This window comes from Bacillus sp. SN32 (assembly GCF_002837495.1).
In the GTDB taxonomy this organism is placed as follows: Bacteria; Bacillota; Bacilli; order Bacillales; family Bacillaceae; genus Bacillus; species Bacillus subtilis.
This window is the reverse complement of the sequence record NZ_PJCT01000003.1, coordinates 46,348-73,215: the sequence shown is the minus strand read 5'-3', so window position 1 is coordinate 73,215 and position 26,868 is coordinate 46,348. Positions and strand designations below refer to the sequence as shown.

At 42.1% G+C, this 26,868-nt stretch carries 23 protein-coding genes and 1 pseudogene; 15 read left to right on the top strand and 9 right to left on the bottom strand.

Annotation, left to right across the window (positions count from 1 at the left end; genetic code table 11):
* Positions 1–10: 10 nt before the first annotated feature.
* The gene (gene fdhF / locus CW370_RS13920; RefSeq protein WP_010886582.1) at positions 11–2,953 is read right to left on the bottom strand and encodes a formate dehydrogenase subunit alpha; all 2,943 of its coding nucleotides are present in this window, start codon (positions 2,951–2,953) and stop codon (positions 11–13) included.
* A 315-nt stretch (positions 2,954–3,268) separates the two neighbouring features.
* Between fdhF and CW370_RS13915 the strand changes: the two genes are divergently transcribed.
* From CW370_RS13915 to cypB, 7 genes are all read left to right on the top strand, one after another.
* On the top strand, positions 3,269–3,637 hold the full coding sequence (locus CW370_RS13915; RefSeq protein WP_004398508.1) for a DUF2294 domain-containing protein: 369 nt from the start codon (positions 3,269–3,271) through the stop codon (positions 3,635–3,637).
* A gap of 262 nt (positions 3,638–3,899) precedes the next feature.
* Complete coding sequence (locus tag CW370_RS13910; protein WP_024572080.1) at positions 3,900–4,700, top strand: formate/nitrite transporter family protein; 801 nt, start codon at positions 3,900–3,902, stop codon at positions 4,698–4,700.
* A gap of 389 nt (positions 4,701–5,089) precedes the next feature.
* Positions 5,090–5,239: a YrzI family small protein gene (locus CW370_RS13905; protein WP_004399102.1), complete on the top strand. Its 150-nt coding sequence runs from the start codon at positions 5,090–5,092 to the stop codon at positions 5,237–5,239.
* A gap of 156 nt (positions 5,240–5,395) precedes the next feature.
* Complete coding sequence (locus tag CW370_RS21305) at positions 5,396–5,554, top strand: hypothetical protein (RefSeq protein ID WP_014477487.1); 159 nt, start codon at positions 5,396–5,398, stop codon at positions 5,552–5,554.
* 187 nt (positions 5,555–5,741) lie between these two features.
* Positions 5,742–6,284, top strand: a complete 543-nt coding sequence (locus CW370_RS13900; protein WP_024572079.1) for a class I SAM-dependent methyltransferase — start codon at positions 5,742–5,744, stop codon at positions 6,282–6,284.
* 221 nt (positions 6,285–6,505) lie between these two features.
* On the top strand, positions 6,506–7,090 hold the full coding sequence (fatR, locus tag CW370_RS13895) for a transcriptional regulator FatR (RefSeq protein WP_021480200.1): 585 nt from the start codon (positions 6,506–6,508) through the stop codon (positions 7,088–7,090).
* A 16-nt stretch (positions 7,091–7,106) separates the two neighbouring features.
* A complete protein-coding gene (cypB, locus tag CW370_RS13890; protein WP_101169770.1) occupies positions 7,107–10,271 on the top strand; it encodes a bifunctional cytochrome P450/NADPH--P450 reductase CypB in 3,165 nt (1,054 codons plus the stop codon).
* A gap of 241 nt (positions 10,272–10,512) precedes the next feature.
* On the opposite strand, the gene CW370_RS13885 is transcribed toward cypB, so the two are convergent.
* From CW370_RS13885 to CW370_RS13865, 5 genes are all read right to left on the bottom strand, one after another.
* Complete coding sequence (locus CW370_RS13885; RefSeq protein WP_101169804.1) at positions 10,513–10,803, bottom strand: YrhK family protein; 291 nt, start codon at positions 10,801–10,803, stop codon at positions 10,513–10,515.
* A gap of 201 nt (positions 10,804–11,004) precedes the next feature.
* Positions 11,005–12,909 (bottom strand): peptidoglycan O-acetyltransferase OatA, encoded by a 1,905-nt coding sequence (gene oatA, locus CW370_RS13880; protein ID WP_101169769.1) that lies wholly within the window; start codon positions 12,907–12,909, stop codon positions 11,005–11,007.
* Between the two features lie 110 nt (positions 12,910–13,019).
* The gene (gene rsiV, locus CW370_RS13875) at positions 13,020–13,877 is read right to left on the bottom strand and encodes an anti-sigma-V factor RsiV (RefSeq protein WP_101169768.1); all 858 of its coding nucleotides are present in this window, start codon (positions 13,875–13,877) and stop codon (positions 13,020–13,022) included.
* Complete coding sequence (gene sigV / locus CW370_RS13870; protein ID WP_004398891.1) at positions 13,877–14,377, bottom strand: RNA polymerase sigma factor SigV; 501 nt, start codon at positions 14,375–14,377, stop codon at positions 13,877–13,879. The genes rsiV and sigV overlap by 1 nt, the downstream gene beginning before the upstream one ends.
* Before the next feature lie 197 nt (positions 14,378–14,574).
* The gene (locus CW370_RS13865; protein WP_024571535.1) at positions 14,575–15,402 is read right to left on the bottom strand and encodes a TrmB family transcriptional regulator; all 828 of its coding nucleotides are present in this window, start codon (positions 15,400–15,402) and stop codon (positions 14,575–14,577) included.
* Positions 15,403–15,555: 153 nt separating this feature from the next.
* Between CW370_RS13865 and CW370_RS13860 the strand changes: the two genes are divergently transcribed.
* Positions 15,556–16,188, top strand: coding sequence for a LysE family transporter (locus CW370_RS13860; protein ID WP_014477480.1), 633 nt, complete (start codon positions 15,556–15,558; stop codon positions 16,186–16,188).
* Between the two features lie 95 nt (positions 16,189–16,283).
* Here the strand turns inward: CW370_RS13860 and CW370_RS13855 are convergent, their stop codons facing one another.
* Both CW370_RS13855 and CW370_RS21300 read right to left on the bottom strand, forming a co-directional pair.
* Positions 16,284–17,672 carry an amino acid permease gene (locus tag CW370_RS13855; protein ID WP_101169767.1) on the bottom strand — a complete coding sequence of 463 codons (1,389 nt, stop codon included), beginning with the start codon at positions 17,670–17,672 and terminating at the stop codon, positions 16,284–16,286.
* A gap of 38 nt (positions 17,673–17,710) precedes the next feature.
* Positions 17,711–17,850 (bottom strand): annotated as a pseudogene (locus tag CW370_RS21300) (hypothetical protein).
* A 556-nt stretch (positions 17,851–18,406) separates the two neighbouring features.
* On the opposite strand from CW370_RS21300, the gene levR reads away from it, so the two are divergent.
* The 7 genes from levR (at position 18,407) to sacC (ending at position 26,194) form a co-directional block, all read left to right on the top strand.
* Positions 18,407–21,214 (top strand): transcriptional regulator LevR, encoded by a 2,808-nt coding sequence (gene levR, locus CW370_RS13850; RefSeq protein WP_101169766.1) that lies wholly within the window; start codon positions 18,407–18,409, stop codon positions 21,212–21,214.
* Positions 21,215–21,403: 189 nt separating this feature from the next.
* Positions 21,404–21,844 carry a PTS fructose transporter subunit IIA gene (levD, locus tag CW370_RS13845; RefSeq protein WP_003246144.1) on the top strand — a complete coding sequence of 147 codons (441 nt, stop codon included), beginning with the start codon at positions 21,404–21,406 and terminating at the stop codon, positions 21,842–21,844.
* Positions 21,844–22,332: a PTS fructose transporter subunit IIB gene (gene levE, locus CW370_RS13840; protein ID WP_024571538.1), complete on the top strand. Its 489-nt coding sequence runs from the start codon at positions 21,844–21,846 to the stop codon at positions 22,330–22,332. Before levD ends, levE begins: the two co-directional genes overlap by 1 nt.
* 16 nt (positions 22,333–22,348) lie before the next feature.
* Positions 22,349–23,155 (top strand): PTS fructose transporter subunit IIC, encoded by an 807-nt coding sequence (levF, locus tag CW370_RS13835; protein ID WP_014477476.1) that lies wholly within the window; start codon positions 22,349–22,351, stop codon positions 23,153–23,155.
* Positions 23,156–23,176: 21 nt separating this feature from the next.
* Positions 23,177–24,004, top strand: coding sequence for a PTS fructose transporter subunit IID (gene levG / locus CW370_RS13830; RefSeq protein ID WP_003229834.1), 828 nt, complete (start codon positions 23,177–23,179; stop codon positions 24,002–24,004).
* Positions 24,005–24,084: 80 nt separating this feature from the next.
* Positions 24,085–24,252, top strand: a complete 168-nt coding sequence (locus tag CW370_RS21600; protein WP_225722062.1) for a hypothetical protein — start codon at positions 24,085–24,087, stop codon at positions 24,250–24,252.
* Complete coding sequence (sacC, locus tag CW370_RS13825; protein ID WP_234398225.1) at positions 24,185–26,194, top strand: levanase; 2,010 nt, start codon at positions 24,185–24,187, stop codon at positions 26,192–26,194. The genes CW370_RS21600 and sacC overlap by 68 nt, the downstream gene beginning before the upstream one ends.
* 41 nt (positions 26,195–26,235) lie before the next feature.
* Here sacC and yraA read toward each other — a convergent pair whose 3' ends face one another.
* The gene (gene yraA, locus CW370_RS13820) at positions 26,236–26,745 is read right to left on the bottom strand and encodes a cysteine protease YraA (protein WP_003229836.1); all 510 of its coding nucleotides are present in this window, start codon (positions 26,743–26,745) and stop codon (positions 26,236–26,238) included.
* Positions 26,746–26,868 lie beyond the last annotated feature (123 nt).

Genomic DNA, 26,868 nt, shown 5'->3' with positions numbered 1-26,868 from the left:
CTCCTATCGTTTAATCAGTCAGATGGACATAGCCAGGACGGTTCCATTTTCTTTCTGCTTCGACTCCGTTTTGCGGATGCCGTTTTTTGTTGCGCGGATTTGTTTTTGGAAGCGGCGCTGTTTCACAGCCGCCAAGCACTTCCATGCGGACTTTTGTCTGTTTATAAGCAGGCGTGTTCGTCCGTTTATCAGCTGCAGGGCCCGTCAAGAAGTTAATCGCTGACTCCTTGTCTGTCGAGTTCATTGGCAGATAGAGTTCATTTTTCCGTACCCGGTCTGTGATCAGCGCGTTCAATTTGACTGCTCCGAACGGAGAAACGAGCCGTACAAGCGAACCGTCACAAACACCTCGCTCTTGTGCAAGCTCAGGTGAGATCTCAACGAATACATTCGGCACTTTCGCTTGGATGCCTTTCGATTTATTTGTCATGTTTCCTTCGTGGAAATGCTCCAGCATCCGGCCGTTATTGATATGAAGGTCATATTCCTCCGGAAATGCCGCTGGCTCGGTCCAATCAGAAAGGGCAAAGCGGGCTTTTTTGTCAGGGAAATTAAATCCGTCTTCATACAGAAGCGGTGTGCTTTCACCTGTGAAGCTGCCCCATAGGAAGCTGTTCCAGCCTTCAAGCACCTCATAGCTTGCTTTGGCAAACAGAGGAGAAAGACTCGCCATTTCAGAGAAAATGTCACTTGGATGGCTGTAATTCCAATTCGCTCCTAAACGGTTTGCCACCTCTTGAATAATCCACCAGTCCGGTTTTGCGTCACCAAGCGTCGGAAGCGCCTGATACAATCGCTGGACACGGCGTTCTGTGTTGGTAAATGTTCCGTCTTTTTCAAGTGAAGGAGTGGCTGGCAAGACGACATCAGCATATTGAGCTGTTCTTGACAGGAAGATGTCCTGTACCACGAAGAAATCAAGGCTTGATAAAATATCATGCACATGGTTCGCGTTTGAATCGACCAGTGCCATATCCTCACCGACAAGATACATAGCTTTCATTTTTCCTTCTTCAATGGCATGAAGCATTTGAATATTATCTAAACCAGGCTTTCCATCAATCTCGACACCATATGCCTCTTCAAATTTAGCGCGGGCTTTGTCATCTGTAATATGCTGATATCCCGGCAGCCAGCCAGGCAATGTTCCCATATCACATGCGCCTTGCACGTTATTGTGTCCGCGCAGAGGATAAGCGCCGGCACCTGGACGGCGATAGTTGCCCGTAGCGAGAAGCAGGTTTGAAATGGCTGCTGATGTATCGGAACCGCCTGTATTTTGTGTGACACCCATTCCCCAAAGGACACAAGTGCCGTCAGCATCACGAATCATTTCAGCAATTTGAATGATGTTTTCTTTTGAAAGGCCTGTGATGCGTTCTGCATAATCAAGCGTATACGTTTTAAGGGTTTCTTTATAATCTTCAAAGTAATTGACGTTCTCATCAATAAACGCCTGATCGTGCCAGCCTTGGTCGATCATATATTTCGTAACAGCCATCAGCCAAACTTGATCTGTGCCTTGTTTAGGGCTGATGAACAGATCAGATCGCTCAGCCATCTCATTTTTACGCAGGTCGGCAACAATCAGTTTTTGACCGTGGAGCTTGTGTGCCCGTTTGACGCGTGTTGCGAGCACTGGGTGTCCTTCCGCCGGATTGGCACCGACAATGATGACGAGACCGGCTTTGGCAATATCTTTAATCGTGCCGGCGTCACCGCCCATGCCGACAGTGCGGAACAATCCGTCTGTAGCAGGAGACTGGCAATAGCGTGAGCAGTTATCGACGTTATTTGTTTCAAATACCTGACGCGCTAGCTTTTGAATGACGTAGTTTTCTTCATTCGTAATTTTAGAAGAAGAAATAAACCCGACAGAGCCTTTACCGTACTGCTCTTTAATTGATCCTAATCTGCTTGCGACAAGATCGAGGGCCTCTTCCCAAGAAGATTCCACAAAGGCTCCGTTTTTACGGATTAAAGGCTTTGTGATCCGCTCTTTTGAATTGACAAAATCCCAGCCGAATTTCCCTTTGACACATGTGGAAATCGCGTTAACCGGAGCATCAGAAACAGGCTGGATCTTTAAAATATCCCGTCCTTTTGTCCATACTTCAAATGAACACCCGACACCGCAGAACGTACATACAGTTTTCGTTTTTTTCGTTCTCGTTTCACGCATTGCCGCTTCGACTTCAGAAATGGCAAAAATGCTGCCATACCCCGGTTCAACATTTTTCACGAGATCAATCATCGGTTCCATGACGTCCTCTTTAATGCCTGTCATAAAGCCAGCCTGCCCGAGCATTGATTTTTCCATCAGTGCATTACATGGACATACTGTTACACACTGACCGCAGCTGACACAGGAAGATTCATTGATCGGAACTCCCTCATCCCAAATGACGCGAGGGCGTTCGCGTTCCCAGTCGATTGAGAGTGTTTCATTTACCTGAAGGTTTTGACAGACCTCAACACACTGGCCGCAGGCAATACATTGGTTTGGATCATAGCGGTAAAAAGGATGAGACATATCAACCGCGCAAGAAGGATCTTCTTTTGGCGTGTATGGGTATTTTTGATGCTCGATCCCCATCATTTCCGCTGTATTATGCAGCGTACAGTTTCCATTGTTGTTATCGCAAACTGTACAATACAGCAAATGATTTTCAAGAAGGCGGTCCATCGCTTCGGTTTGCGCTTCTTTCACTCGATTTCCTGATAGATCAATAGACATCCCGTTTTCTGCAACCGTCGCGCATGAACGAACCAGCTTGCCGTTTGCCTCTACTATGCAAGTATCACAAGTTTGAATCGGGTCAACCTCTGGTACGTGGCAAATCTGCGGGTACTCAATTCCGTTTTCATTTAAAATATCTAAAATTGTGGCCCCTGCTCGTGCTTGAATTTCTGTTCCGTCTACACGGACACTGATCGACTTAACGTCCATCATATTCATATTCCCCTCCATCTTTCTTTCAAGAAGTCAAAAAAAGCCATGTATAGATACACCTGCCCTTAATTCTAAGAAGGTGTAAACACACATGGCGGAATAGTTCACTAGCAAGTCTTACTAACAGACCAATCCTTGATTTTTATAAAACGATAGACTCATAACAAGATCCTATTACAAATCCATCAACACTGCTTTTATTATAATGTGATATTTATTATAATACAATATGGCAGGAAAATTTTAACCAAGTGAAATGTCCTGAGGGGAACCGGGAAAAGCCTTTATAAGGCAATATCGGAAGGGGTAATCAGCATGTCTAAAAAAATTCATGAATTCAATGATATCATTCGAAAACTTCGCAAAGAATTGTTCGGAAAAGGGCCTGAGAGAATTCATACTGTATTTGTAGAAAACATGGCAGTTTCAACACTATACGGAAATCTGAGTGCAAGCGAGCAGTTTATTGCCCGCACGCCTGAAGGAAGAGAGATGGTACATGCGGCCCGGACAAGCCTAATTCAAGACCTTTATTCCAAACAAACACCGGAAGGAATGGAGGAACTTATGGGAGCTAAGCTAGTCCATTTGTTTTCTGATATTAAAATTGAGGAAAACATCGCTGTATCTGTATTTGTTTTTGACCGAAAAATAGATGAGCAAAAAGAAGCTCTGCAAAGCTAGTATATTTGTCATTGACACAAATTTGTCACATTTGATATGATGTTGCTACAGTTATAGAAGGCTAAAGCAATGGAATGTATGCACGAACTGTATATATTCTCTTTCAATATCTTACATACTGCTTGATATTGTTGTATGGGTATGCATACAAGTTAGGCAGCATTCAAACGCCTGGTTTGACACAGGTTATTTGAGTGCTGCCTTTTTTATTGCCTTTCTTGCATAACTGTGAGAAAAGAAGAAGTAATGGAGGCGTTTTATTATGGCTTTTCGAAAACCGGATGAAATAGCGGAAGCAGCAATTGAAGCAGGGATGAAAAAAATAAAGCTCCCGCTGCCGTCACTGCTTGTGCTGGGGTTTTTAGGCGGTGCATTTATTGCGCTTGGGTATTTGCTTGATATCAGGGTAATCGGCGATCTTCCGAAAGAATGGGGGAGCCTGTCCAGTTTGATTGGTGCAGCAGTATTTCCAGTCGGCCTGATCCTTGTCGTTCTCGCTGGCGCTGAACTGATCACAGGCAATATGATGTCAGTTGCGATGGCGTTATTTTCGAGAAAAATATCAGTAAAAGAGTTAGCGATTAACTGGGGAATCGTCACAATTATGAACTTAATCGGCGCATTGTTTGTTGCGTACTTTTTCGGGCATTTGGTTGGATTGACTGAAACAGGTCCCTATTTAGAAAAAACGATTGCCGTTGCCCAAGGAAAGCTCGATATGAGCTTTGGCAAGGTTCTCATTTCCGGCATCGGCTGTAACTGGCTTGTATGTCTTGCAGTGTGGCTTTCTTTCGGCGCCCAAGACGCAGCAGGAAAAATCCTTGGCATCTGGTTCCCAATCATGGCTTTTGTGGCTATCGGATTTCAGCACGTTGTCGCCAACATGTTTGTGATTCCTGCTGCCATTTTTGCAGGCTCATTCACGTGGGGGCAGTTCATCGGAAACATCATTCCGGCTTTTATCGGTAATGTCATCGGCGGAGCTGTATTTGTAGGTCTCATTTATTTTATTGCATATCATAAGAAAGACCGTTCCAGAAAAGAAATGAAGCAGGTGTCATGACCAACGGGCAAATCCATTCGATGATTTACACAATTTCCGTCCATTTTTAGAAAAAGATGTTTACAAAATGGAATTTGGTGGATATACTTACAAAGTAAGAAAAAAGCAAAGGAGGCTGAACCAAAATGACAATGAGACAACGACGTCAACCTGTACGTGATACACATGTAAAAGTTCATAGTTTATTCAGCCTGTGGAAGAGTTCGTGTCCTTCCTTAACCGATGCTTATCGCACGCATTAAATTCGGAATAGTCGGACATACGCAACTCCCCGCAGGCAGTAGAGGCATTGGTGTCTTCTTTTGTCTGCGGTTTTTATTTGCCCGCGGCAGAAGGGGTGTGCCGCGGGTTATTTCGCTTGATGCGGACTTTGAAAGGGGGTGAGCGATATGACGATTAACCTATTCTTTTTAACGTTAACGATAAAAAAACGGTTTAAAAGCCTGGAAGAATTCGAACGAGAACAGCAGATTGAGCAGATTTATGATGAAATGAAAGAGTCTCAGTTAAAGCATCTTTATTTAACAAACTGGCGCTAAAAGCAACGAAAAAAACTGAAGGGGGAATGGCATATGCTTAGAATGGAATTATTGATGCATTATACAATGGAGAAGGACCAAGTTTAGCGAAACAGCTGTCAAGGAAATGCCTGCCTGCATACAATAAATCAACGTTACTGTGAGGCAGGTGATGGCATGATGAACGATTATCAAAAAAGGCTTCCGTCGATTGGCCATGGTTATGCGTCCATGCCGCATTCCTTCAAACATGGTTATGGAAATCCATTCCGACAGCAGAGGCTGATGGCAATGCAGCAGCAAAGGCTGTTTGCATTCCCTTATCATTGGCATTAGAAAGAGGGCAGAAAACATTTTGTTTTCTGCTTTTTTTGCGGAAAAAAATGAAAAAGTTTAGTTCTATTGAAACATTTTTCAATACATTGCCGTCTAGTTGGTACCTTCCTTCACTTTTAGAATGAAGATGATGTTTATTTTTTGAATATAATAAATAAACATAGGAAACCAAAAGCAGGTGTTTAAAATGCTAGAAAATAGACTCTATAAACGATCGGATTTTTGGAAATTATTTTCTCGGAAATATAAGCTAACCAAAACAATTGAGCATATGATGATTGACTCTATAGATATACAAGAAAATGACAGAATTTTAGAAATTGGAATTGGGAATGGCACTGTCTTTAAAAGCATAACCAAGAAACTAGAAAAGGGAAGCCTAAAAAGCATTGATCCTTCAAAGCGAAAGGTAAGACAGATATTACGTGCGAATCGAAAGAACATGGGGAACGGGGAGATTTTTCATGGCTATCCAGAGGACATTCCCTTTGATGACCGTACCTTTAATAAAGTCTTTTCTTTACATACGGTTCAGAGCTGCACCGATATTAGGCTTGCATTAAGAGAAATTTACAGGGTGCTTCAAATTGACGGCCGGTTTTATATCAGTATTGACACAAATACCGGTGAAAAAGAGAAAACGTATATTCAACTGCTGAAAGACCAGCATTTCAGGGATCTTTCTGTTATCAGGCGTGATTCCTGTCTATGTATTGTGGCTGTTAAATAAAAAATTTCTCGGGAAATATATCCAAGATCCTCGCATTAGGATTTGGGTATATTTTCTTAATTTTTTATTTTTTGCATATACTTTATATTAAAAAAAGTTTTTTTCATATAAACTTATAACAGAAGAAAGAACAAAGAGGTGATTTCAGACAGGGCAGACATTCTTTATGAACAATAGGAATGAATATTCATTCCGCAAACGAATCGGAGGTTGTAGATTACATGTTATCCGCATCCAGCAGTAAATACGACATGATTATGAAAGCGTCGGTCTCACTTTTTACGGAAAGGGGTTTTGACGCTACCACTATTCCTATGATAGCTGAACGTGCTCATGTAGGGACAGGAACGATCTATCGTTATTTTGACAGCAAAGAAACACTCGTCAACGTACTGTTTCAAGAAAGCATCCAGCGATTTACGGAAAAACTGAAGCAAGATGTTTCAGAATTGCCTGTCAGAGAAGGCTTTCACCACGTATTTTGCTGTCTCGTTCAGTTTACGAAAGAGAGCGACTATGCGCTTTTTTTTCTTGAAACCAAAAAAGATGCTCATTACTTAAATCATACAAGCAAAAAAATGATAGAAAATCTGACTCAAATGCTTGATGACTATTTTAATAAGGGAAAAGCGGAAGGCGTGATTCGCAGCCTGCCCTCTAATGTGTTAATTGCGATTGTATTAGGAGCGTTTCTCAAGATATATCAGCTCGTCCAAACAGGTGATATAGAGATGGACACTGATTTAATTACTGAATTGGAACAATGCTGCTGGGACGCCATTAAGCTTCATTCATCACAAAAATAAGGAAGGGGAGATGTTAATGAAACAGGCAAGCGCAATACCTCAGCCCAAAACATACGGACCTTTAAAAAATCTTCCGCATCTGGAAAAAGAACAGCTTTCTCAATCCTTATGGCGGATAGCTGATGAATTGGGACCGATTTTCCGTTTTGATTTTCCGGGAGTATCCAGTGTTTTTGTCTCGGGCCACAATTTTGTGGCTGAAGTATGTGATGAAAGCCGCTTTGACAAGAACCTTGGCAAAGGCTTGCAAAAGGTGCGTGAGTTCGGGGGAGATGGCTTATTTACAAGTTGGACGCACGAACCGAACTGGCAAAAAGCCCACCGCATTTTGCTGCCGAGTTTTAGTCAAAAAGCGATGAAAGGCTATCATTCTATGATGCTGGATATCGCAACTCAGCTGATTCAAAAGTGGAGCCGGTTAAACCCTAATGAAGAAATTGATGTAGCGGACGATATGACACGTCTGACGCTTGATACGATTGGGTTATGCGGGTTTAACTATCGATTCAACAGCTTTTACCGTGATTCACAGCATCCGTTTATCACCAGTATGCTCCGTGCCTTAAAAGAGGCGATGAATCAATCGAAAAGACTGGGCCTGCAAGATAAAATGATGGTGAAAACGAAGCTGCAGTTCCAAAAGGATATAGAAGTCATGAACTCCCTGGTTGATAGAATGATAGCGGAGCGAAAGGCGAATCCGGATGAAAACATTAAGGATCTCTTGTCTCTCATGCTTTATGCCAAAGATCCAGTAACGGGTGAAACGCTGGATGACGAAAACATTCGATACCAAATCATCACATTTTTAATTGCTGGACATGAGACAACAAGCGGGTTGCTATCCTTTGCGATTTATTGTCTGCTTACACATCCGGAAAAACTGAAAAAAGCTCAGGAGGAAGCGGATCGCGTGTTAACGGATGACACGCCTGAATATAAACAAATCCAGCAGCTCAAATACATTCGGATGGTTTTAAATGAAACCCTCAGACTGTATCCAACAGCTCCGGCTTTTTCTCTATATGCGAAGGAGGATACTGTTCTAGGCGGGGAATATCCGATCAGTAAAGGGCAGCCAGTCACTGTTTTAATTCCAAAACTGCACCGGGATCAAAACGCTTGGGGACCGGATGCGGAAGATTTCCGTCCGGAACGGTTTGAGGATCCTTCAAGTATCCCTCACCATGCGTATAAGCCGTTTGGAAACGGACAGCGCGCTTGTATTGGCATGCAGTTTGCTCTTCAAGAAGCGACAATGGTTCTCGGTCTTGTATTAAAGCATTTTGAATTGATAAACCATACTGGCTACGAACTAAAAATCAAAGAAGCATTAACGATCAAGCCGGATGATTTTAAAATTACTGTGAAACCGCGAAAAACAGCGGCAATCAATCTACAGAGAAAAGAACAGGCAGACATCAAATCAGAAACAAAGTCAAAAGAAACCAAACCTAAACACGGCACACCTTTACTTGTTCTTTACGGTTCAAATCTTGGGACAGCTGAGGGAATAGCCGGTGAATTGGCTGCTCAAGGCCGCCAGATGGGCTTTACAGCTGAAACGGCTCCGCTTGATGATTATATCGGCAAGCTCCCTGAAGAAGGGGCAGTCGTCATTGTAACGGCTTCTTATAATGGGGCGCCGCCTGATAATGCTGCCGGATTTGTAGAGTGGCTGAAAGAGCTTGAGGAAGGCCAATTGAAAGGTGTTTCCTATGCGGTATTCGGCTGCGGAAACCGGAGCTGGGCCAGCACGTATCAGCGGATTCCCCGCCTGATTGATGACATGATGAAAGCAAAGGGGGCATCGCGTTTAACAGCGATTGGGGAAGGTGACGCCGCCGATGATTTTGAAAGCCACCGCGAGTCTTGGGAAAACCGCTTCTGGAAGGAAACGATGGACGCATTTGATATTAACGAAATAGCCCAGAAAGAAGACAGGCCTTCATTATCGATTACTTTTCTCAGTGAAGCGACGGAAACGCCGGTTGCTAAAGCATATGGCGCGTTTGAAGGGATTGTGTTAGGGAATCGAGAACTCCAGACAGCTGCCAGCACGCGTTCAACCCGCCATATTGAATTGGAAATTCCGGCTGGTAAAACATATAAAGAAGGCGATCATATCGGAATCCTGCCAAAGAACAGCAGGGAGCTTGTTCAGCGGGTTCTCAGCCGATTCGGTTTGCAGTCCAATCATGTGATAAAAGTAAGCGGAAGCGCTCATATGTCTCATCTGCCGATGGATCGGCCGATCAAAGTTGCGGATTTATTGTCGTCCTATGTGGAGCTGCAGGAACCGGCATCAAGGCTTCAGCTACGGGAGCTGGCCTCTTATACAGTCTGTCCGCCGCATCAAAAAGAGCTGGAACAGCTCGTTTCAGATGATGGCATTTACAAAGAGCAGGTACTTGCAAAACGTCTTACCATGCTTGATTTTTTAGAGGATTATCCTGCCTGCGAAATGCCGTTTGAACGGTTTTTAGCACTTTTGCCATCACTAAAACCGAGATACTATTCCATTTCAAGCTCACCGAAAGTTCATGCAAATATCGTGAGCATGACGGTAGGAGTTGTGAAAGCCTCAGCATGGAGCGGCCGAGGTGAATACCGGGGTGTCGCCTCTAATTATTTAGCAGAATTGAATACAGGTGATGCAGCAGCCTGTTTCATTCGTACCCCGCAGTCCGGATTCCAGATGCCGGATGAGCCTGAAACGCCTATGATTATGGTCGGGCCGGGCACAGGAATTGCGCCATTCAGGGGCTTTATTCAGGCAAGATCGGTTTTGAAGAAGGAAGGAAGCACCCTTGGTGAAGCACTTTTATACTTCGGCTGCCGCCGCCCGGACCATGACGACCTTTACAGAGAAGAGCTGGATCAAGCGGAACAGGACGGTTTGGTCACAATCCGCCGATGCTACTCGCGCGTCGAAAACGAACCAAAAGGATATGTCCAGCACTTGCTCAAGCAAGATACGCAGAAATTGATGACACTCATTGAAAAAGGGGCTCATATTTACGTATGCGGTGATGGATCGCAAATGGCTCCTGATGTAGAGAAAACTTTGCGATTGGCGTATGAAGCTGAAAAAGGAGCAAGTCAGGAAGAATCAGCTGAATGGCTGCAAAAGCTGCAAGATCAAAAACGTTATGTAAAAGACGTTTGGACAGGAATGTAAAATATAAAATCCCGCCAATCTGATTGGCGGGATTGATTTGCATGTGAGAAAACCGGCACGATAATGAAATCTACTGAAAAGGATGTTATAGGGAGTATCGCGCCGGCCTTATTGTTAATATCGGCAAACAGGGACGAAAGTTTATGTTTTTTGCCTTATTTTTAAAAATAAATAGTCTTAAAGTCTTGTTTTTGCAATTTTGACATCATTTTTTTGCATTTTATCTTGTGATTCTTCGAGATCAGTCATCTGTTGAAGATTGATGCTTGAATTGCCGTTCCACATGTTTACGGTAATGAAAGTCATGAATCAGCCGGATCGTGGGCCTGATTAACAGCAGCAAGCTTCCGATCGCAAACAGCCATATCCCTGCCGACATTAATCGGTCATAAAAAAAGAAAAAGCTCCCGACGAGAAACAAAGCACCAATGATAAAATCGTTTACTGTATAAAGAATCTTATATCGTTTTTTGAAAAAAAGCTCATATCGTTTCAGCTCTTTTTGGATGTCACGTTCTTCATTTACTGTCACCATCATCCCTCCATTCTATTTTGGCTTACCCTTACGTAAACGGAATGTAAACATAAGAGCTGCCTTGCCGAAAGGAGACATAATCAACGATTTTAAGCAATTAGAATACTCTTCTATTTGAATGTTTAGTTATAGTCACAAGATCTTCCTTCAAAAACCAGAGGCAATTAGTAAAAAAGAGATCCACATAGAATCTCTTTTTTACGATTTCATCGCCTGAACAATAAGAGCAGTCAAAGCTTTTGCCCCTTTAGGAACCAAGTGAACACCATCAGGGGTAAAATATTCTGGATGCTGAAGAGCTTCTGTATGCCAGTCAACTAACGTAACATGTTGATGTGCGCTTGCCTGGTGTTGTAAAGACTCATTAACCTTGCTTTCCCATTGGCGGGGAACCCGTGTATTGACAAGATAGATATGAGCTTTTGAGAAAGATTGAAGCAGTTGTTCGATTTGGCTGTTTGTAAAGTAGCCATTGGTTCCAAGCTCAATGATGACAGCCTTGTTCGGCTGATTAAAAGACTTGTATTCCCTTGCGAGTTCCAAAGCTTGAGACATTTGTCTCCCTACCTTTCCATCAATCGTCACATGTGAAAGTGACTGACGCAGGTGTGAAGAAATATCAAGCATGACGGAATCTCCTATAGCTAACACCTCTTTCGCAGTGTCTGCTGGTTTTTTCGCCTGTTGAGATTGCGTGTCTTTCTTTTTATGAGTCTCTTGCCCACTATCTTTGTTTTCCTTTTGACGTTGATCGGATTCTGTTGTCTTTTGTTCAGGATTGTGTTTTTTATCTGCTGCAGCGTTCTTTTTATCCCCAGAAGCATGGCTGGTGTCAGCATTTGTTTCTTGTGAGCTATATGTCCATTTGGTAGGGTGCTTTTGCTCGCCGGCTAGCCCTGACAGCCCGCCTGCAAAAATAAGTATAGCGAAAATGATGAAACCAATTGACATTTTGCTGATGACAGATGTCGTTTTCCATTCCTTGATTCTATGTATAAAAACACGGCGGAAAAATGACCTGAATCCCTGTGTCCGTATCGGCTTCTCAATAAAATGGTAGGAAAGCTCGGCAAGTATACATGTCACAATGACCTTTAGCACGATATGCCAAAAAACAGGGTTTCCGATTTCTTGAACTGGCGTGCTTAACACAATAACAGGGTAGTGCCAAAGATAAATTCCGTAAGACCTCGTTCCAAGCCACCGAAGCGGCCTCCATGAAAGCAGATTGCCTAAAAAGCTGCTCGGATGGCAAACACATGCAATAAGGATTGCGGCAGTCACGCTAATGAATAGCATTCCGCCTCTGTAAAGAAAAGGCTCGTATTCATCTGTGAAATAGACACACAACACTAAAATACAAAATGCCGAAAATTCAGTGGCGTGCAAAGTGTGCTTCAGTTTGCTAGGCAGCCTGTTGGAAGACAGCCTTTTCATCGGCCATACCAAAGCCAAGGCACATCCGATGAGAAGTCCAAACGAACGAGTGTCTGTGCCATAGTAAACGCGGCTCGGATCTCCGCCAGGTTCATACAGTACGCTCATCATCACGGCTGAACAAAGCGCAAGCAACGATATCACCGCAGCCAATCTGGCGCGGCTTTTCATTATGTACATTCCAACAACTAAGAACATCGGCCATATGATATAAAATTGTTCTTCAATCGCCAGCGACCAAAGGTTTTTTAGAGGTGATGGGGAACCGAAACTATCAAAATATGATAGCTTGTGAAAAATAAACCACCAATTGCTCATATAAAAGAGAGAAGAGATCGCATCTCCACGTACAGTGTGCAATAGTTCTCGATCAAACAATACGACCCACACAACAGTGGAAAAGATCATAAGGTACGCTGCCGGCAGAAGCCGCCGAATGCGGCGCACCCAAAAGTCCCGAAAATCAAGATTGATATCATTTCCATATGCCGGTAATAGAATGGATGTAATCAAATATCCGGATAAAACAAAAAAGATATCAACTCCGATAAAACCACCGTTAGCCCAATTGAAATTTAGGTGATAAGCGATAACTGACAGGACGGCAAAAGCCCGAAGGCCATCAAGTCCAGGGATGTATCGATGATGCTGTGTCTTGTGATACATGGGTATTCCTCCAATAGTATGCAAATATTCTCGTTGTTTTTGATAGCGAGGTTACGACCTCAATAAGAGAAGAGAGAAAACATCCATAATCTTAGATGGATGTTTTTATTTTATCGAATATAACGTTCTCCCACGAGCAAGTTTGAAATGACGCTGGTTGGAATTGTAAACTCGGTAACGCCCATATAGCCGGGGGCGACTTCATATTCGTCAAATGAGATCACAAGTTTATGGTCTTCAGTAATGTAAAACGTCTGATCAGGAAGAATCGTTTTGAACGGTTCTGCATCTTCGTCAGTGAGCCAATATATTTTATTTGGATCTTCCTTCATTTGCTGTTTCATTTGTTCTTTGATGTTTTGACTGATGACTTTGATATAGCGCTCATCTTTGAATAAGCTTTTTAATGTAAGTAAAATATCATTCTTTTTGTCAATTGTAATATAACGGCTTTGTGTGTAGGAAGATGCTTGTGTTTTTTCAATATTGCGCCGGATAGAGAGTAAATCTGGCGTGTCTGTGACCGTCTCGTAATCACTGTAGATGCTGAGATGCCCTTTTTTGTTTTGGGATGTGGACTGTATAAAATCTTTATACAGCTGCTGGCTTTCTTTCAAGTATTTCTCGTTAATGCTGTTTTCAAGCTCTTTATTAGAAAGTCCGGACAAAGCAGGTGTTTTGACATCAATGCTTGATTGGTTTTTTTCCTCTTTGATTTCAATAAAGGTGATCGCTTTGACGATTTTGCCGATGACAGGGATCTTTGACATAGCCTGAGCGGCGTCCGGGTTGATATTAACAAGCGCAGTGAATAAAATAGCTGCAGCGATTGCTGCTGATGTCGGCCACATGACGATTCTTTTCTTTTTTGGTTCTTGCTGAAGGGCTTTTTCAACAATGATATCCAATTCTTTAGGAATCTGAACATTTTTATATTCTTCTCTTAATTGCTGTAATCTCTTATCCATTAAGAAAGATCCTCCTTCGTCAACTGAATGCGCATCAGCTTCAATGCTCTGTATAGGCGCGTTTTGACGGTATTCGTGTTTTCTCCTGTGATTTCCGCAATTTCTTCTAATTTGAGGTCTTCAAAAAAGCGTAAAATAATAATGGTTTTATAGCGGTACGGCAATTCGTCAAGCGCTTCATGGAGATCAGTATCCTTGTAATGGTCTTCCTTTCCTTTGCTTAAAAATTCTATCGTTTCGTCGTCCATCACTCTTATCTTTTTTTGTTTGCGCAAAAAATCAATGGCTGTCCGTACTAAAATTTTATAAAACCAGCTTTTTATCGTCTCAGGGTTCCTGACCGTTTCAACTGAGCTCAGCGCTTTTTTTATAGATTCTTGAACAATATCTAATGCGTCATCTTGATTTTTTACATAACTGAAAGCCAACCTGTAGAAATCTTGCTTATGGTCAGTTATGCATGTGACAAGCAACGCTTTTGTTGTTTGTTTTTTCTTCATTGCAATAAAGGGCTCCTTTTTGAATATACGTATATCGTAGGCTGTTACCTAGGATAGACGCGGCAGGCTGAAAAATAGTTTGTGCAGAATCACATTTTTTTAAAAGAGAGAAGTAAATCAGCATGGGGGGTTATGCATAAAAAAAAACAAGGCTTGTTTTGTACAAGCCATGTTTTTGGGGTAAGAGATGCCAAACATTATTCCAAATAATGTTTCTTGAAATCTGAGTGAATAGAAAATTTACGGCGCAACTGGATGAGATTTTTCCCGAAGCTCTCTTCTAAAAGCTCTCTATGCTTTTTCAGAATTTCCATGAGGTACAGATCATGAATGATCACTTCAGTAATAGGCATGACTAAACCTACATGCATCGTCCATGCAGCACGGCTGTCGTTGCCAAGTGAGACAATGCCCGCTACTACTTCTGAATCATCTCCGCTATAGACAAGCCACCGTCCATCATACTCTTCTGTAATTTCACTGCTCATATCGTGAAGGTAAACATTGGCAAAATCAGATACGATGTCTCCGTACGCAATAATGGTGACAATAACGCCTTGTTCTGCCGCATGTTTGAGCTCTGATTCTATCTCCTTAAAATCCTCTTTCCATATTTCTAAGAGGATTCTTTTTTTGGCGGATAAGATACAAGCCTTCACCTTTTCAAGAATTTCACTGCGGCCGGTGATATTCCAGATGTTTTCCCGGTCATTAGCAGTCTGCTCGAACTTTTCAAAATATTTCTCAGCCTGATCAAAATGCTCTTCCGCTTTGAGCCGGCGGTTTTTAATCAGTTCTTTTGCGGGGACTGGAACATACTGAGGCGTATTTCCATGACTGACAAAAACATCTCCCCTTATGACAAGGCTTTCCAATACTTCATAAATTTTAGAACGGGGCACTCCGGATTTTTTGGCAACGGCATAGCCTGTTAAAGGTGATTCTTGCAATAATGCCAAATACGCTTTCGATTCATATTCTGTAAAATTGAGGTTTTTTAAAATGTCTAACATATTTTCTTTCATATATCCTCCAATTTAAAGAGCAATCGCTGCCTTAGTAATCGCTATTTTAACAAACCATATTGATTTATTCCAAACGCATTGATACACTTTTATAAAGTAGTTACTTTTGTAGTCACTATATGATTGAGGGGATTTTTAAAGGGGGAGAGAACAATGCACAGCTTACTCGCATACATACCGATCGCTGCCATGATGGTTATCATGCCGGGGGCAGATACGATGCTTGTGATGAAAAATACGCTTAGGTATGGCCCGAAAGCCGGCCGTTATAACATTCTCGGATTGGCAACAGGACTTTCCTTTTGGACGGTGATTGCCATTTTAGGATTATCGGTGGTGATCGCAAAGTCAGTGATTCTTTTCACAACGATCAAATATTTGGGAGCGGCATACTTGATTTATTTAGGTGTAAAAAGTTTTTTTGCTAAAAGTATGTTTTCGTTAGATGACATGCAATCCCAAGCAAAAAATATGGCAAGTTCTCCGAAACGTTATTATAAAACTTCCTTTATGCAAGGATCACTCAGTAACATTCTCAATCCTAAAACTGTTTTGGTGTATGTTACAATCATGCCCCAATTTATCAATTTGAACGGAAATATAAACCAGCAGCTCATTATTTTAGCTTCAATCCTAACCTTATTAGCGGTGTTGTGGTTCCTGTTTCTTGTTTATATTATTGATTACGCAAAAAAATGGATGAAAAACTCGAAGTTCCAGAAAGTGTTTCAAAAAATTACCGGAATAATATTAGTAGGTTTCGGCATCAAAACTGGTTTGAGTTAACACTTAAATGAAGTGAATGAAATTTGAAACCAAAGTTTAATTTAGTGTTTGGCCCTATAAAAAAGACAAGGGAGTGAGTATCCCTTGTCTTTTCTTTATTTCATCTTATGTCCTCTGCGGGTTTGCACCTTATATAAAATAATCAATAAAACAAACCAGACCGGGGTGACAAACAAAGCAATACGTGTATCATTCGCCAGTGCCAATATGACAAGAATGAACGCGAGAAATGCAAGTGTTAAATAGTTGGATAATGGGTAAAAAGGCATTTTAAATTTGTTTGCTTTCGCTTCATGCTGCCTTGTTTTTCGATATTTCAAATGGCAAATCACCGTGATACCCCAAATAAAAATGAAGCATATTGTAGAAACACTTGTAATCAGTGTGAAGACTTGCTCGGGCATTAAATAATTCAGGCTAACGCCAATCAGAATGGCGACGGATGAAAAGAACAGCGCATTGCTTGGCACGTTAGAAGAAGTCAATTTCTTTAATAGTCCAGGTGCGTGATGATCCTTTGCAAGTGAATAGACCATTCGGCTTGTGCTGAATAAAGCGCTATTTGCAGCTGACGCGGCTGATGTTAATACAACAAAATTGATCAAACTGGCAGCCACAACGATGCCTACTGCAGAGAAGACCTGAACAAATGGGCTTTCGTTTGGATTCAACACATTCCAAGGATAAATACACATAATCACGAAAAGTGCGCCAACATAAAAAAGTAAAATCCGGACAGGGATTTGATTGATGGCTTTAGGGATCACTTTTTGGGGATTTTCTGTTTCACCTGCTGTCAGTCCAACAAGTTCAATACCCACGAAAGCGAAGACGACCATTTGGAACGACAGGATAAACCCATGCCATCCATTTGGGAACATGCCGCCGTGGCTCCAAAGATTGGTGAGGCTGGCAGGGCCGGAAGCTGCGGAAAAACCTTTCGCAATCAGGACAATGCCAGTTACGATCAGAGACAGTATGGCAATGACTTTGATCAATGCAAACCAAAATTCTAATTCTCCGAAAAGTTTAACGGTGGCAAGGTTCATGATCAGCAGGATAATAAGCGCAAGAAGACCCGGCAGCCATTGAGGCACATCGGGAAGCCAATATTGTGTATAAATGCCGACCGCCGTTAAATCAGCCATCGCGAGGGAAATCCAACAGAACCAGTAGGTCCACCCAGTGATAAATGCTGCCATGTTTCCTAAATAGTCCCTTACAAAATCAACAAAAGAGTGGTATCCCGCATTTGATAAGAGCAGTTCTCCGAGCGAGCGCATAATGAAAAAGCAAAATACGCCGGTGATCAAGTAAGCAAATAAAATGGATGGTCCTGCAAAGTGGATGGATTTACCTGAACCTAAAAATAAACCTGTACCGATTGCACCTCCAATCGCCATTAATTGTATATGCCTGTTTTTAAGGCCTCTAGACAATTTCTGTTGCTGGCCAAAATTGTCTTTGCTAGAATTGCCTATCAATTTTATTTTCCTCCAGTAATAAAAAGATGAGTAAAGTTTTATCGGATATTATAACATTTAAAAGAATAGATACTTTTATTTTTAAATTTTAAAACTATTTTAAGTGCTGTTACATGTCTTCAGGCTCTATTTTCACTCGTGATTCTACCTGAATAGCAGAGTAAAACAGGAAAGTCATTTGGACAATCTGACAGGCTAGTTTTAATCGGTAACGATTTGTATAATTGCATATCCACTATGATTGAGGCCTGCAGGGGGGATCAAATCGAGAGAATCGGAGATAAAGTTTTTAAGCTTACAGATTCCTTAACTTTCAAGGTGGATTGCAAAAATGACGAAGTTTTGCATATTGTAATACTGTGGCGGTCACATAGAGTGTCCGTCTTTTTTGTTGTGAACGAACCTAAGGGGTTATATTTAGGAAAATTGTCCTGATCTATAAGATTCATTTTTTGTCATTGATGATTTTGACATCATTACATTCCCCAAGAATGATAAACTGTTTACTGATTATTACTTTTGAAGGGGACTGGCCCTCCAGAACCGCGAATCTATCATACTAATATGAGTTGCAAATGATTCGAAATGTAAACATATATGCATAAAAGCCAGCTTTGTCAATCTGCTATAGAGACCTTTTTGAACGTGTATCAGCAGATAATCTCAACGCGGACTATAAAGTTTCGAAATATTCTTGTTAATGGCTTATCTAATAAGGACAAAGGATGATAGACGTGAGAAGAATAGATAAAATATACCATCAGCTCATGCATAATTTTCATGATTCAACCTTAGATCATCTATTAAAAATACAAGGGAATTCAGCAAAGGAGATTGCCGAGCAGCTGAAAATGGAGCGGTCCAATGTCAGCTTTGAATTGAACAATCTCGTCCGGTCCAAAAAGGTCATCAAAATTAAAACGTTTCCTGTAAGATACATCCCAGTCGAGATAGCAGAAAAATTATTCAACAAGAAATGGGATACAGAGATGATGGAAGTGAAAGACCTTCAGGCGTTTTCCGGAAATTCAAAGCAAAATCATCAACACATTTCCACGAATCCCCTAGAGCTTATGATAGGGGCAAAAGGGAGTTTGAAGAAAGCGATCTCCCAGGCAAAAGCAGCTGTCTTTTATCCGCCGAACGGTCTGCATATGCTCCTCCTAGGGCCGACTGGTTCCGGTAAATCCCTTTTTGCGAACCGAATTTACCAGTTTGCCATTTACTCTGACATATTGAAGGCCGGCGCACCATTTATTACATTTAACTGTGCAGACTACTACAACAACCCTCAATTATTGCTTTCTCAATTATTCGGACACAAAAAAGGTTCATTTACAGGTGCTGACGAGGATAAGGCAGGTTTAGTCGAACAGGCCAATGGGGGCATTCTTTTTATGGATGAAATCCACCGTCTCCCTCCCGAGGGACAAGAAATGCTGTTTTATTTTATTGACAGCGGTTCTTATAACAGGCTTGGAGAATCTGAACATAAACGAACATCGAACGTATTGTTTATTTGTGCGACTACAGAAAATCCGAGTTCTGCACTATTGAAAACGTTTTTGCGAAGAATCCCAATGACCATTCATATTCCTTCGCTTGAAGAACGATCGCTTAAAGAAAGAGTGGATCTGACGACGTTTTTATTAGGGAAAGAAGCAGAGCGGATTAAGAAGAATCTGAGTGTGCATATCGATGTCTATAATGCGCTTATTCACTCTGCGAAATTTGGGAATGTCGGACAGCTGAAATCAAATGTCCAGTTAGTTTGCGCACACGGATTTTTGCATAACCTTGACAGAAATGAGGTTATTGAACTGACTGTTCGCGATCTGCCTGATGAAATCAAGCAAGAATGGATGTCCAGCAGCAAAAACATGCAAAGAAGCAAAGCCATTTCTGAATATGTCAATATTACAACGATTATCTCTCCGATTGTAGAAGATGAAACAACAAAAATTGAGGAAGACCTCTCATTTAACTTATATCATTTGATTGAGGAAAAAGTGAAAACGCTTATGAAAGAAGGTTTATCCAAAAAGGATATTAACCAATACATCTTGACTGATGTCCATTTGCATGTCAGAAGTTTTTTTCACCATCAAGCTTTTCAAAAAGACAACCTGCTGACATTCGTTGAAGATGACGTGATTCAAATGACAAAACAGTTAAAAGAAATAGCTGAACATGAGCTGGATTGCACATTTGACCGCAAGTTTATTTATTTCTTGAGTATGCATATTGACGCATTTTTAAAGCGAGGAAAGCAAATTGATGTTTTAAATACACAGGAGACGGATGAAATTCGTGATACTCACGTGAAAGAATATCGGGTGGCGATGATTTTTAAAGATAAAATTCAGGAATATTTTAAAGTGGCTATTCCTGAAATAGAAGTCATCTACTTAACGATGTTAATCCATTCCATCAAATCGTTAAAAGAGAACAAAAGAGTCGGAATTATCGTGGCTGCTCATGGAAACAGTACGGCGAGTTCAATGGTTGAAGTTGCGACAGAACTGCTAGGGAGCACGCCGATTGCAGCAGTTGACATGCCGCTTTCTGTTTCACCTTCGGACATTCTTGAATGCGTAGCGGAAAAAATGAAACAGGTTGATGAAGGCGAAGGTGTTTTAATGCTGGTAGACATGGGGTCGCTTGCAATGTTGGAAAGCAGGCTGGAGGAAAAGACAGGTATTTCCATCAAAACGATCAGCAATGTTACGACTTCAATGGTGCTGGATGCTGTCAGAAAGGTCAACTATTTGAATTTAAATTTGCATGCGATCTATCAATCGGTCACGAAGGATTTTATCGAGCTGTGGGAGCGTCAGCCCGCGGCATCCGGCAAAAAGAAGGCATTGGTATCCATCTGCACGACGGGCAGCGGAACGGCCAAAAAGCTGGAAGACATTCTAACCACGATCGTAAACAAGGCCTCCGATACCCCGATTCACATATTGACCGTATCATCGATTAAACTGGCCAACAGCATAAAAGAAATCGAAAAAGAGTATGAAATCCTTGCGACAGTCGGAACGAAAGACCCTAAAATCAATGCTCCGCATGTATCTTTAGAAGTGTTAATTGAAGGGGAGGGAGAGAAGCTGATTCAACAGGCGATTACAAAAGGAAGCATCCCCTTGAGCAATGGATTGAACGAAGCAAATATTATTGTCAGGGAGCTTTGCGAGGATAGCCTGAAAAAATACCTTGTCTTCTTGAATCCCCACCATGTGATCGAAATATTATTGGAGTGGCTGCAAACCGTTCAAGATGAGCTGGGGGTCATTTTCAATAATGCGGTTTTGATCAAAGTCATTATGCACACGGCTTTCGCCTTTGAAAGGGTAATTAAGCAGAATCCGATCGCTTTCTCGGAGGAAGAAGAGATCAATGATCAGCTGAAGGAAATGGTGTACGTGACAGAACGAACATTAGCCCCTTATGAAGAAAAGCTCGGACTTCGCATAAGTGATGATGAAAAATTATTTATAGCCGCCATATTTGCTGAAGAAGTGCATGGCCAGCTGTTTTAAAAACAGTTTTTTTATATGAACCTGTATTAAATGGAACACCATTTTAATACAGGTTTATTTTTTTCGTTTTAAGTGTTTCGACAACAAATTGCTATTGGCTGAAATAACAATGAAAACGCTTAACACAACTGTGTTGGCACGATCCTTGCATTATATATGGATGTACAAAACAGGAAAGGAGCAATAGATATGATTTCAGTTATTATCAGCGGTCATGGAGATTTTCCCATAGCATTAAAAGAATCTTCAGGGATGATATTCGGTGAAGAAAATAACCTGATTGCAGTGCCGTTTTTTAAAGGGGAAGGAATACAAACGCTGCAAGAAAAATATCATCAGGCGCTCAAGGATATCCCGGAAGAACATGAAGTGCTTTTTTTAGTCGATATTTTTGGAGGGACGCCATATAACGCGGCAGCTTCCTTTATTGCTGAGGATCAAAGAATGGATATGGCAGCCGGCGTAAACCTGCCGATTCTGCTGGAGGTTTTAAGCCTGAGAGAACATCTGGCTCTCAAAGATTTGCTGAACAACTTAAAAGCAATGAGTCAGCAAAGCTTTCAAGTGTGCAGTGAACATTTAGAAAAAGTAAAAACAGCCAATCAAGATACAAGAGAGGATGAATTATGATGAACATTGTGTTAGCAAGAATTGATGACCGCTTTATTCACGGCCAAATCCTGACAAGGTGGATAAAAGTCCATGCAGCCGACCGAATCATCGTTGTCTCCGACGATATTGCTCAGGACGAAATGAGAAAAACGCTGATCCTTTCTGTTGCGCCTTCAAATGTAAAGGCAAGTGCCGTCTCGGTTTCTAAAATGGCAAAAGCATTTCATAGTCCGCGCTACGAAGGCGTAACAGCAATGCTCTTGTTTGAAAATCCGTCTGATATTGTATCTCTTATAGAAGCAGGTGTACCGATCAAAACCGTAAACGTCGGGGGAATGCGTTTTGAAAATCATCGCAGGCAAATCACAAAATCAGTCAGTGTCACAGAACAAGATATAAAGGCATTTGAAACATTAAGTGACAATGGCGTGAAACTGGAATTGAGGCAGCTGCCTTCAGATGCCAGTGAGGATTTTGTACAGATTTTACGGAACGTAACAAAATAATCAAGGGGATGAGAATATGTCTTCATTACAAATTATTTTGTTGTTAATCATTGCAGCAATCACCGGAATCGCAAGTGTATTGGATGAAGGGCAGACACACCGTCCGCTTGTGGCCTGTACGTTAGTTGGCTTGGTGCTCGGGGACTTAAAAACGGGAATTATTCTTGGAGGCACACTGGAGCTGATGGCGCTCGGCTGGATGAACGTCGGGCTTGCCATGGCACCTGATACAGCGATCGCCTCTGTCATCTCAACCATTTTAGTTATTACCGCTGATCAGGGAATTGGCGAAGGGATTGCTGTTGCTGTTGCTTTAGCAGCTGCGGGTCAGGCGCTGACGATTTTTGTTCGGACGATCACTGTCTTTTTCATCCACCGCGCTGATCAATATGCAAAAGCGGGAAATATAAAAGGAATTGAAATTATGCATATTACCGCGATGGTGTTTCAAGCTTTGCGCGTCATGATTCCTACATTGATTGTTGCTTTAATTAGTGTCAGCGCTGTTCAGGCGTTCCTGGGAAATATTCCTGATGTCATTACAAAAGGACTGCAAATAGGCGGAGGCATTATTGTGGTTGTCGGGTATGCCATGGTGATCAATATGATGAATATTCCTTATTTAAAGCCATTTTTCTATATTGGTTTCTTATTAGCGGCGTTTACCGATTTTAACTTAGTGGGATTTGGAGCCCTTGGTCTCTGTCTGGCGCTTTTATACCAGCAGGTGATGCAAAAACAAAGCGCTCACGGAGCAGTCGCGGCCGCATCAGACAGTGGCAGTGTTGCTGTTTATGATGACGATGATGATCTTGATGCCTAAACGATGAGGGGGGAAGAAAAAATGGAGAAAGAAAAACGATTAACGAAAAAAGAAATTTTCAGCATGTTTATTCGTTCAAATTTTTTACTCGGTTCCTTTAACTTCGAACGTGTGCAGGCAATGGGATATTGTTATGTCATGATACCGGCGATCAAAAAATTGTACGGTCCCGGAGCGAAAAGAAACGAAGCCTTGCAGCGGCATTTGGAATGGTTTAATACACATCCGTGGCTGACAGCGCCTATATTTGGCGTGACGGCAGCCATGGAAGAAGAAATGGCGAACAATAAAGGAATTGACGGAAAAGCGATAAGCGGAATGAAAATCGGTTTGATGGGACCAATAGCGGGCGTAGGCGACCCGATTTTCTGGGGAACGATTCGTCCTGTTTTAGCTGCGCTAGGAGCCTCCCTTGCTTTAGGAGGAAACATTGCCGGCCCTTTGCTATTCTTTTTCTTGCTGAATGCCATAAGATTAAGCACAAAATATTACGGATTAAAGTATGGCTATGTGAAAGGAATGGAGATTCTTCAGGATTTAGCGGGGAATCGCATTCAAAAGCTTACAGAGGGCGCTTCGATTCTCGGATTATTTGTTATGGGGGCTCTCGTGTCCAAATGGACCACCATCAACATTCCAATCGTTGTATCCAGGATTAAGGATGAAAGCGGAAAAGTAGATGTTCAAACTGTACAAAATGTGTTAGACAGCATTATGCCGGGTGCGCTGCCTCTCGGATTAACGTTATTGGTGGCATGGATGCTTCGCAAAGGGGTGAATCCTCTTCTCATTATTTGCGGCATCTTTGTCATCGGGATTCTCGGGTATTGGGCTGGATTCTTAGCATAAGGTGTGTGAAGGAAAAAGAGAGAAACTGCAGAAGTCTTTTCATATATAAATCATTCGGATAACAGCGAAACAGAGGAGAATTGCCAGAAACGGACCAGCTTGCGCAGCAGTCTCTCTTGAAAGTGTTCAAACATGAAGAGAGGAGCGAAGGAACAAATGAAAAAGAGACTTATTCAAGTCATGATCATGTTCACCCTGCTGTTGACTATGGCATTTTCGGCAGATGCAGCCGATTCAAGCTACTATGATGAGGATTACCGTCCTCAATATCACTTCACACCGGAGGCAAACTGGATGAATGACCCAAACGGAATGGTATATTATGCTGGGGAATATCACTTGTTCTATCAATACCATCCATACGGGCTTCAGTGGGGGCCCATGCATTGGGGGCATGCCGTCAGCAAAGATTTGGTTACATGGGAACACCTTCCTGTTGCGCTCTATCCGGATGAAAAAGGCACGATCTTTTCTGGAAGCGCAGTTGTAGATAAAAATAACACAAGCGGTTTTCAAACAGGCAAAGAGAAGCCGCTTGTGGCCATTTATACACAGGATCGGGAAGGCCATCAAGTGCAAAGTATTGCCTATAGCAACGACAAAGGAAGAACATGGACGAAATACGCTGGCAACCCTGTCATTCCAAACCCGGGTAAAAAAGATTTTCGCGATCCAAAAGTCTTTTGGTATGAGAAAGAAAAAAAGTGGGTAATGGTGCTTGCGGCCGGTGACCGAATCCTCATTTATACATCAAAAAATCTGAAGCAGTGGACGTATGCAAGTGAATTTGGACAGGATCAAGGAAGCCACGGGGGAGTATGGGAATGCCCGGATTTATTTGAGCTTCCGGTAGACGGCAATCCGAATCAAAAGAAATGGGTCATGCAGGTCAGTGTCGGAAACGGAGCGGTCTCGGGAGGATCAGGCATGCAATATTTTGTAGGGGACTTTGATGGAACTCATTTTAAAAATGAAAACCCGTCAAACAAAGTTCTCTGGACGGATTACGGCAGAGACTTTTATGCGGCTGTATCCTGGTCTGATATTCCAGCCACAGACAGCCGCCGGCTATGGTTAGGGTGGATGAGCAATTGGCAATATGCGAATGATGTTCCGACATCCCCATGGAGAAGTGCAACGTCCATTCCAAGAGAGTTAAAATTGAAAGCGTTTACCGAAGGGGTTAGAGTGGTCCAAACACCAGTGAAAGAGCTGGAAACCATTCGCGGAACCTCTAAGAAGTGGAAGAATCTGACCATATCGCCTGCAAGTCATAATGTGTTAACGGGGCAATCTGGAGATGCCTATGAAATAAATGCAGAATTTAAAGTAAGCCCTGGTTCAGCTGCTGAATTTGGTTTTAAGGTCCGAACAGGTGAAAATCAATTTACGAAGGTCGGCTATGACCGAAGAAACGCCAAATTGTTCGTTGACCGGAGCGAGTCGGGCAACAACACCTTTAATCCGGCCTTCAACACCGGAAAAGAAACAGCCCCATTGAAGCCGGTAAATGGGAAGGTTAAGATGCGCATTTTTGTTGACCGCTCCTCGGTTGAAGTATTTGGGAATGACGGAAAGCAGGTCATAACGGATATTATTCTCCCAGACCGATCAAGCAAAGGGCTTGAATTATATGCTGCAAATGGCGGTGTAAAGGTAAAATCTTTAACCATACACCCTTTAAAAAAGGTATGGGGAACGTCACCTTTTATGTCCAATATAACTGGCTGGACGACTGTAAATGGCACGTGGGCCGACACGATTGAGGGGAAACAAGGGAGGTCGGACGGAGATTCCTTTATCTTGTCTTCAGCATCCGGGTCAGACTTCACTTATGAATCTGATATCACCATTAAGGATGGAAACGGAAGAGGGGCAGGAGCACTAATGTTTCGCTCTGACAAAGATGCCAAAAACGGTTATCTTGCGAATGTGGATGCGAAGCATGACCTAGTGAAATTTTTTAAATTTGAGAACGGTGCTGCTTCTGTCATTGCTGAATACAAAACACCGATAGACGTTAATAAAAAGTATCATTTGAAAACAGAGGCCGAGGGCGATCGCTTTAAAATCTATTTAGATGATCGTCTTGTGATTGATGCAAATGATTCCGCATTTTCAGAAGGCCAATTTGGCTTGAATGTGTGGGACGCGACTGCTGTCTTTCAGAATGTAAAGAAGGAGTCTTAATTTTAAAAAAGGCACAGACCCGAACAGTCTGTGCCTTCTCGTTATTTTAACAAATTTAAAGATTCGCGGTTAAATGCTTCCAAATCATCAGGTGTTCTGCTTGTGACAATGTTGTGGCTGACGACTACTTCTGCATCTTTGTAGTTTGCACCGGCATTGATTAAATCTTTGCGGATGCTGCGGTAGCCTGTGATATCTTTGCCTTTTAGAAGATCCGTATCAATCAGTACTTGCGGGCCGTGGCAAATTGCGAAAACAGGTTTTTTGTTTTCGACAAATGCTTTTGCGAATTCGCCCGGACGGTCATCTGCACGAAGCAAATCCGGAGAGAATCCCCCAGGAATTAAAAGTGCATCAAAGTCACTTGCATCCACATCTGAGATGGCTTTGTCAATCTTTACTTTCTCGCCATGCTTACCGGTAACTTCTTTGCCGGCTTCTAAATCGATAGCCACAACACTGTAGCCAGCTTCTTCGTATGCTTTTACCGGACTTGTATATTCGATGTCTTCGAATTGGTCTGTAACAAGAACTGCAATTTTTTTGCTCATAAAAAACCCTCCTAATAACTCTCTATTCATAGAATAACAGGAAGATTGACCGGCCTTCAAAATATTTGCTTAACGAGATCGTTTTTCGTGAGTTTCATTAAAAGCGGGTCAGCCCATATAAGG

Excerpts from the sequence above, each read along its gene's own strand:
- fdhF (WP_010886582.1), bottom strand. The coding sequence starts at position 2,953 with ATGATGGACGTTAAGTCGATCAGTGTCCGTGTAGACGGAACAGAAATT.
- CW370_RS13915 (WP_004398508.1), top strand. The coding sequence starts at position 3,269 with ATGTCTAAAAAAATTCATGAATTCAATGATATCATTCGAAAACTTCGC.
- CW370_RS13910 (WP_024572080.1), top strand. The coding sequence starts at position 3,900 with ATGGCTTTTCGAAAACCGGATGAAATAGCGGAAGCAGCAATTGAAGCA.
- CW370_RS13905 (WP_004399102.1), top strand. The coding sequence starts at position 5,090 with ATGACGATTAACCTATTCTTTTTAACGTTAACGATAAAAAAACGGTTT.
- CW370_RS21305 (WP_014477487.1), top strand. The coding sequence starts at position 5,396 with ATGATGAACGATTATCAAAAAAGGCTTCCGTCGATTGGCCATGGTTAT.
- CW370_RS13900 (WP_024572079.1), top strand. The coding sequence starts at position 5,742 with ATGCTAGAAAATAGACTCTATAAACGATCGGATTTTTGGAAATTATTT.
- fatR (WP_021480200.1), top strand. The coding sequence starts at position 6,506 with ATGTTATCCGCATCCAGCAGTAAATACGACATGATTATGAAAGCGTCG.
- cypB (WP_101169770.1), top strand. The coding sequence starts at position 7,107 with ATGAAACAGGCAAGCGCAATACCTCAGCCCAAAACATACGGACCTTTA.
- oatA (WP_101169769.1), bottom strand. The coding sequence starts at position 12,909 with ATGTATCACAAGACACAGCATCATCGATACATCCCTGGACTTGATGGC.
- rsiV (WP_101169768.1), bottom strand. The coding sequence starts at position 13,877 with ATGGATAAGAGATTACAGCAATTAAGAGAAGAATATAAAAATGTTCAG.
- sigV (WP_004398891.1), bottom strand. The coding sequence starts at position 14,377 with ATGAAGAAAAAACAAACAACAAAAGCGTTGCTTGTCACATGCATAACT.
- CW370_RS13865 (WP_024571535.1), bottom strand. The coding sequence starts at position 15,402 with ATGAAAGAAAATATGTTAGACATTTTAAAAAACCTCAATTTTACAGAA.
- CW370_RS13860 (WP_014477480.1), top strand. The coding sequence starts at position 15,556 with ATGCACAGCTTACTCGCATACATACCGATCGCTGCCATGATGGTTATC.
- levD (WP_003246144.1), top strand. The coding sequence starts at position 21,404 with ATGATTTCAGTTATTATCAGCGGTCATGGAGATTTTCCCATAGCATTA.
- levE (WP_024571538.1), top strand. The coding sequence starts at position 21,844 with ATGAACATTGTGTTAGCAAGAATTGATGACCGCTTTATTCACGGCCAA.
- levF (WP_014477476.1), top strand. The coding sequence starts at position 22,349 with ATGTCTTCATTACAAATTATTTTGTTGTTAATCATTGCAGCAATCACC.
- levG (WP_003229834.1), top strand. The coding sequence starts at position 23,177 with ATGGAGAAAGAAAAACGATTAACGAAAAAAGAAATTTTCAGCATGTTT.
- sacC (WP_234398225.1), top strand. The coding sequence starts at position 24,185 with ATGATCATGTTCACCCTGCTGTTGACTATGGCATTTTCGGCAGATGCA.
- yraA (WP_003229836.1), bottom strand. The coding sequence starts at position 26,745 with ATGAGCAAAAAAATTGCAGTTCTTGTTACAGACCAATTCGAAGACATC.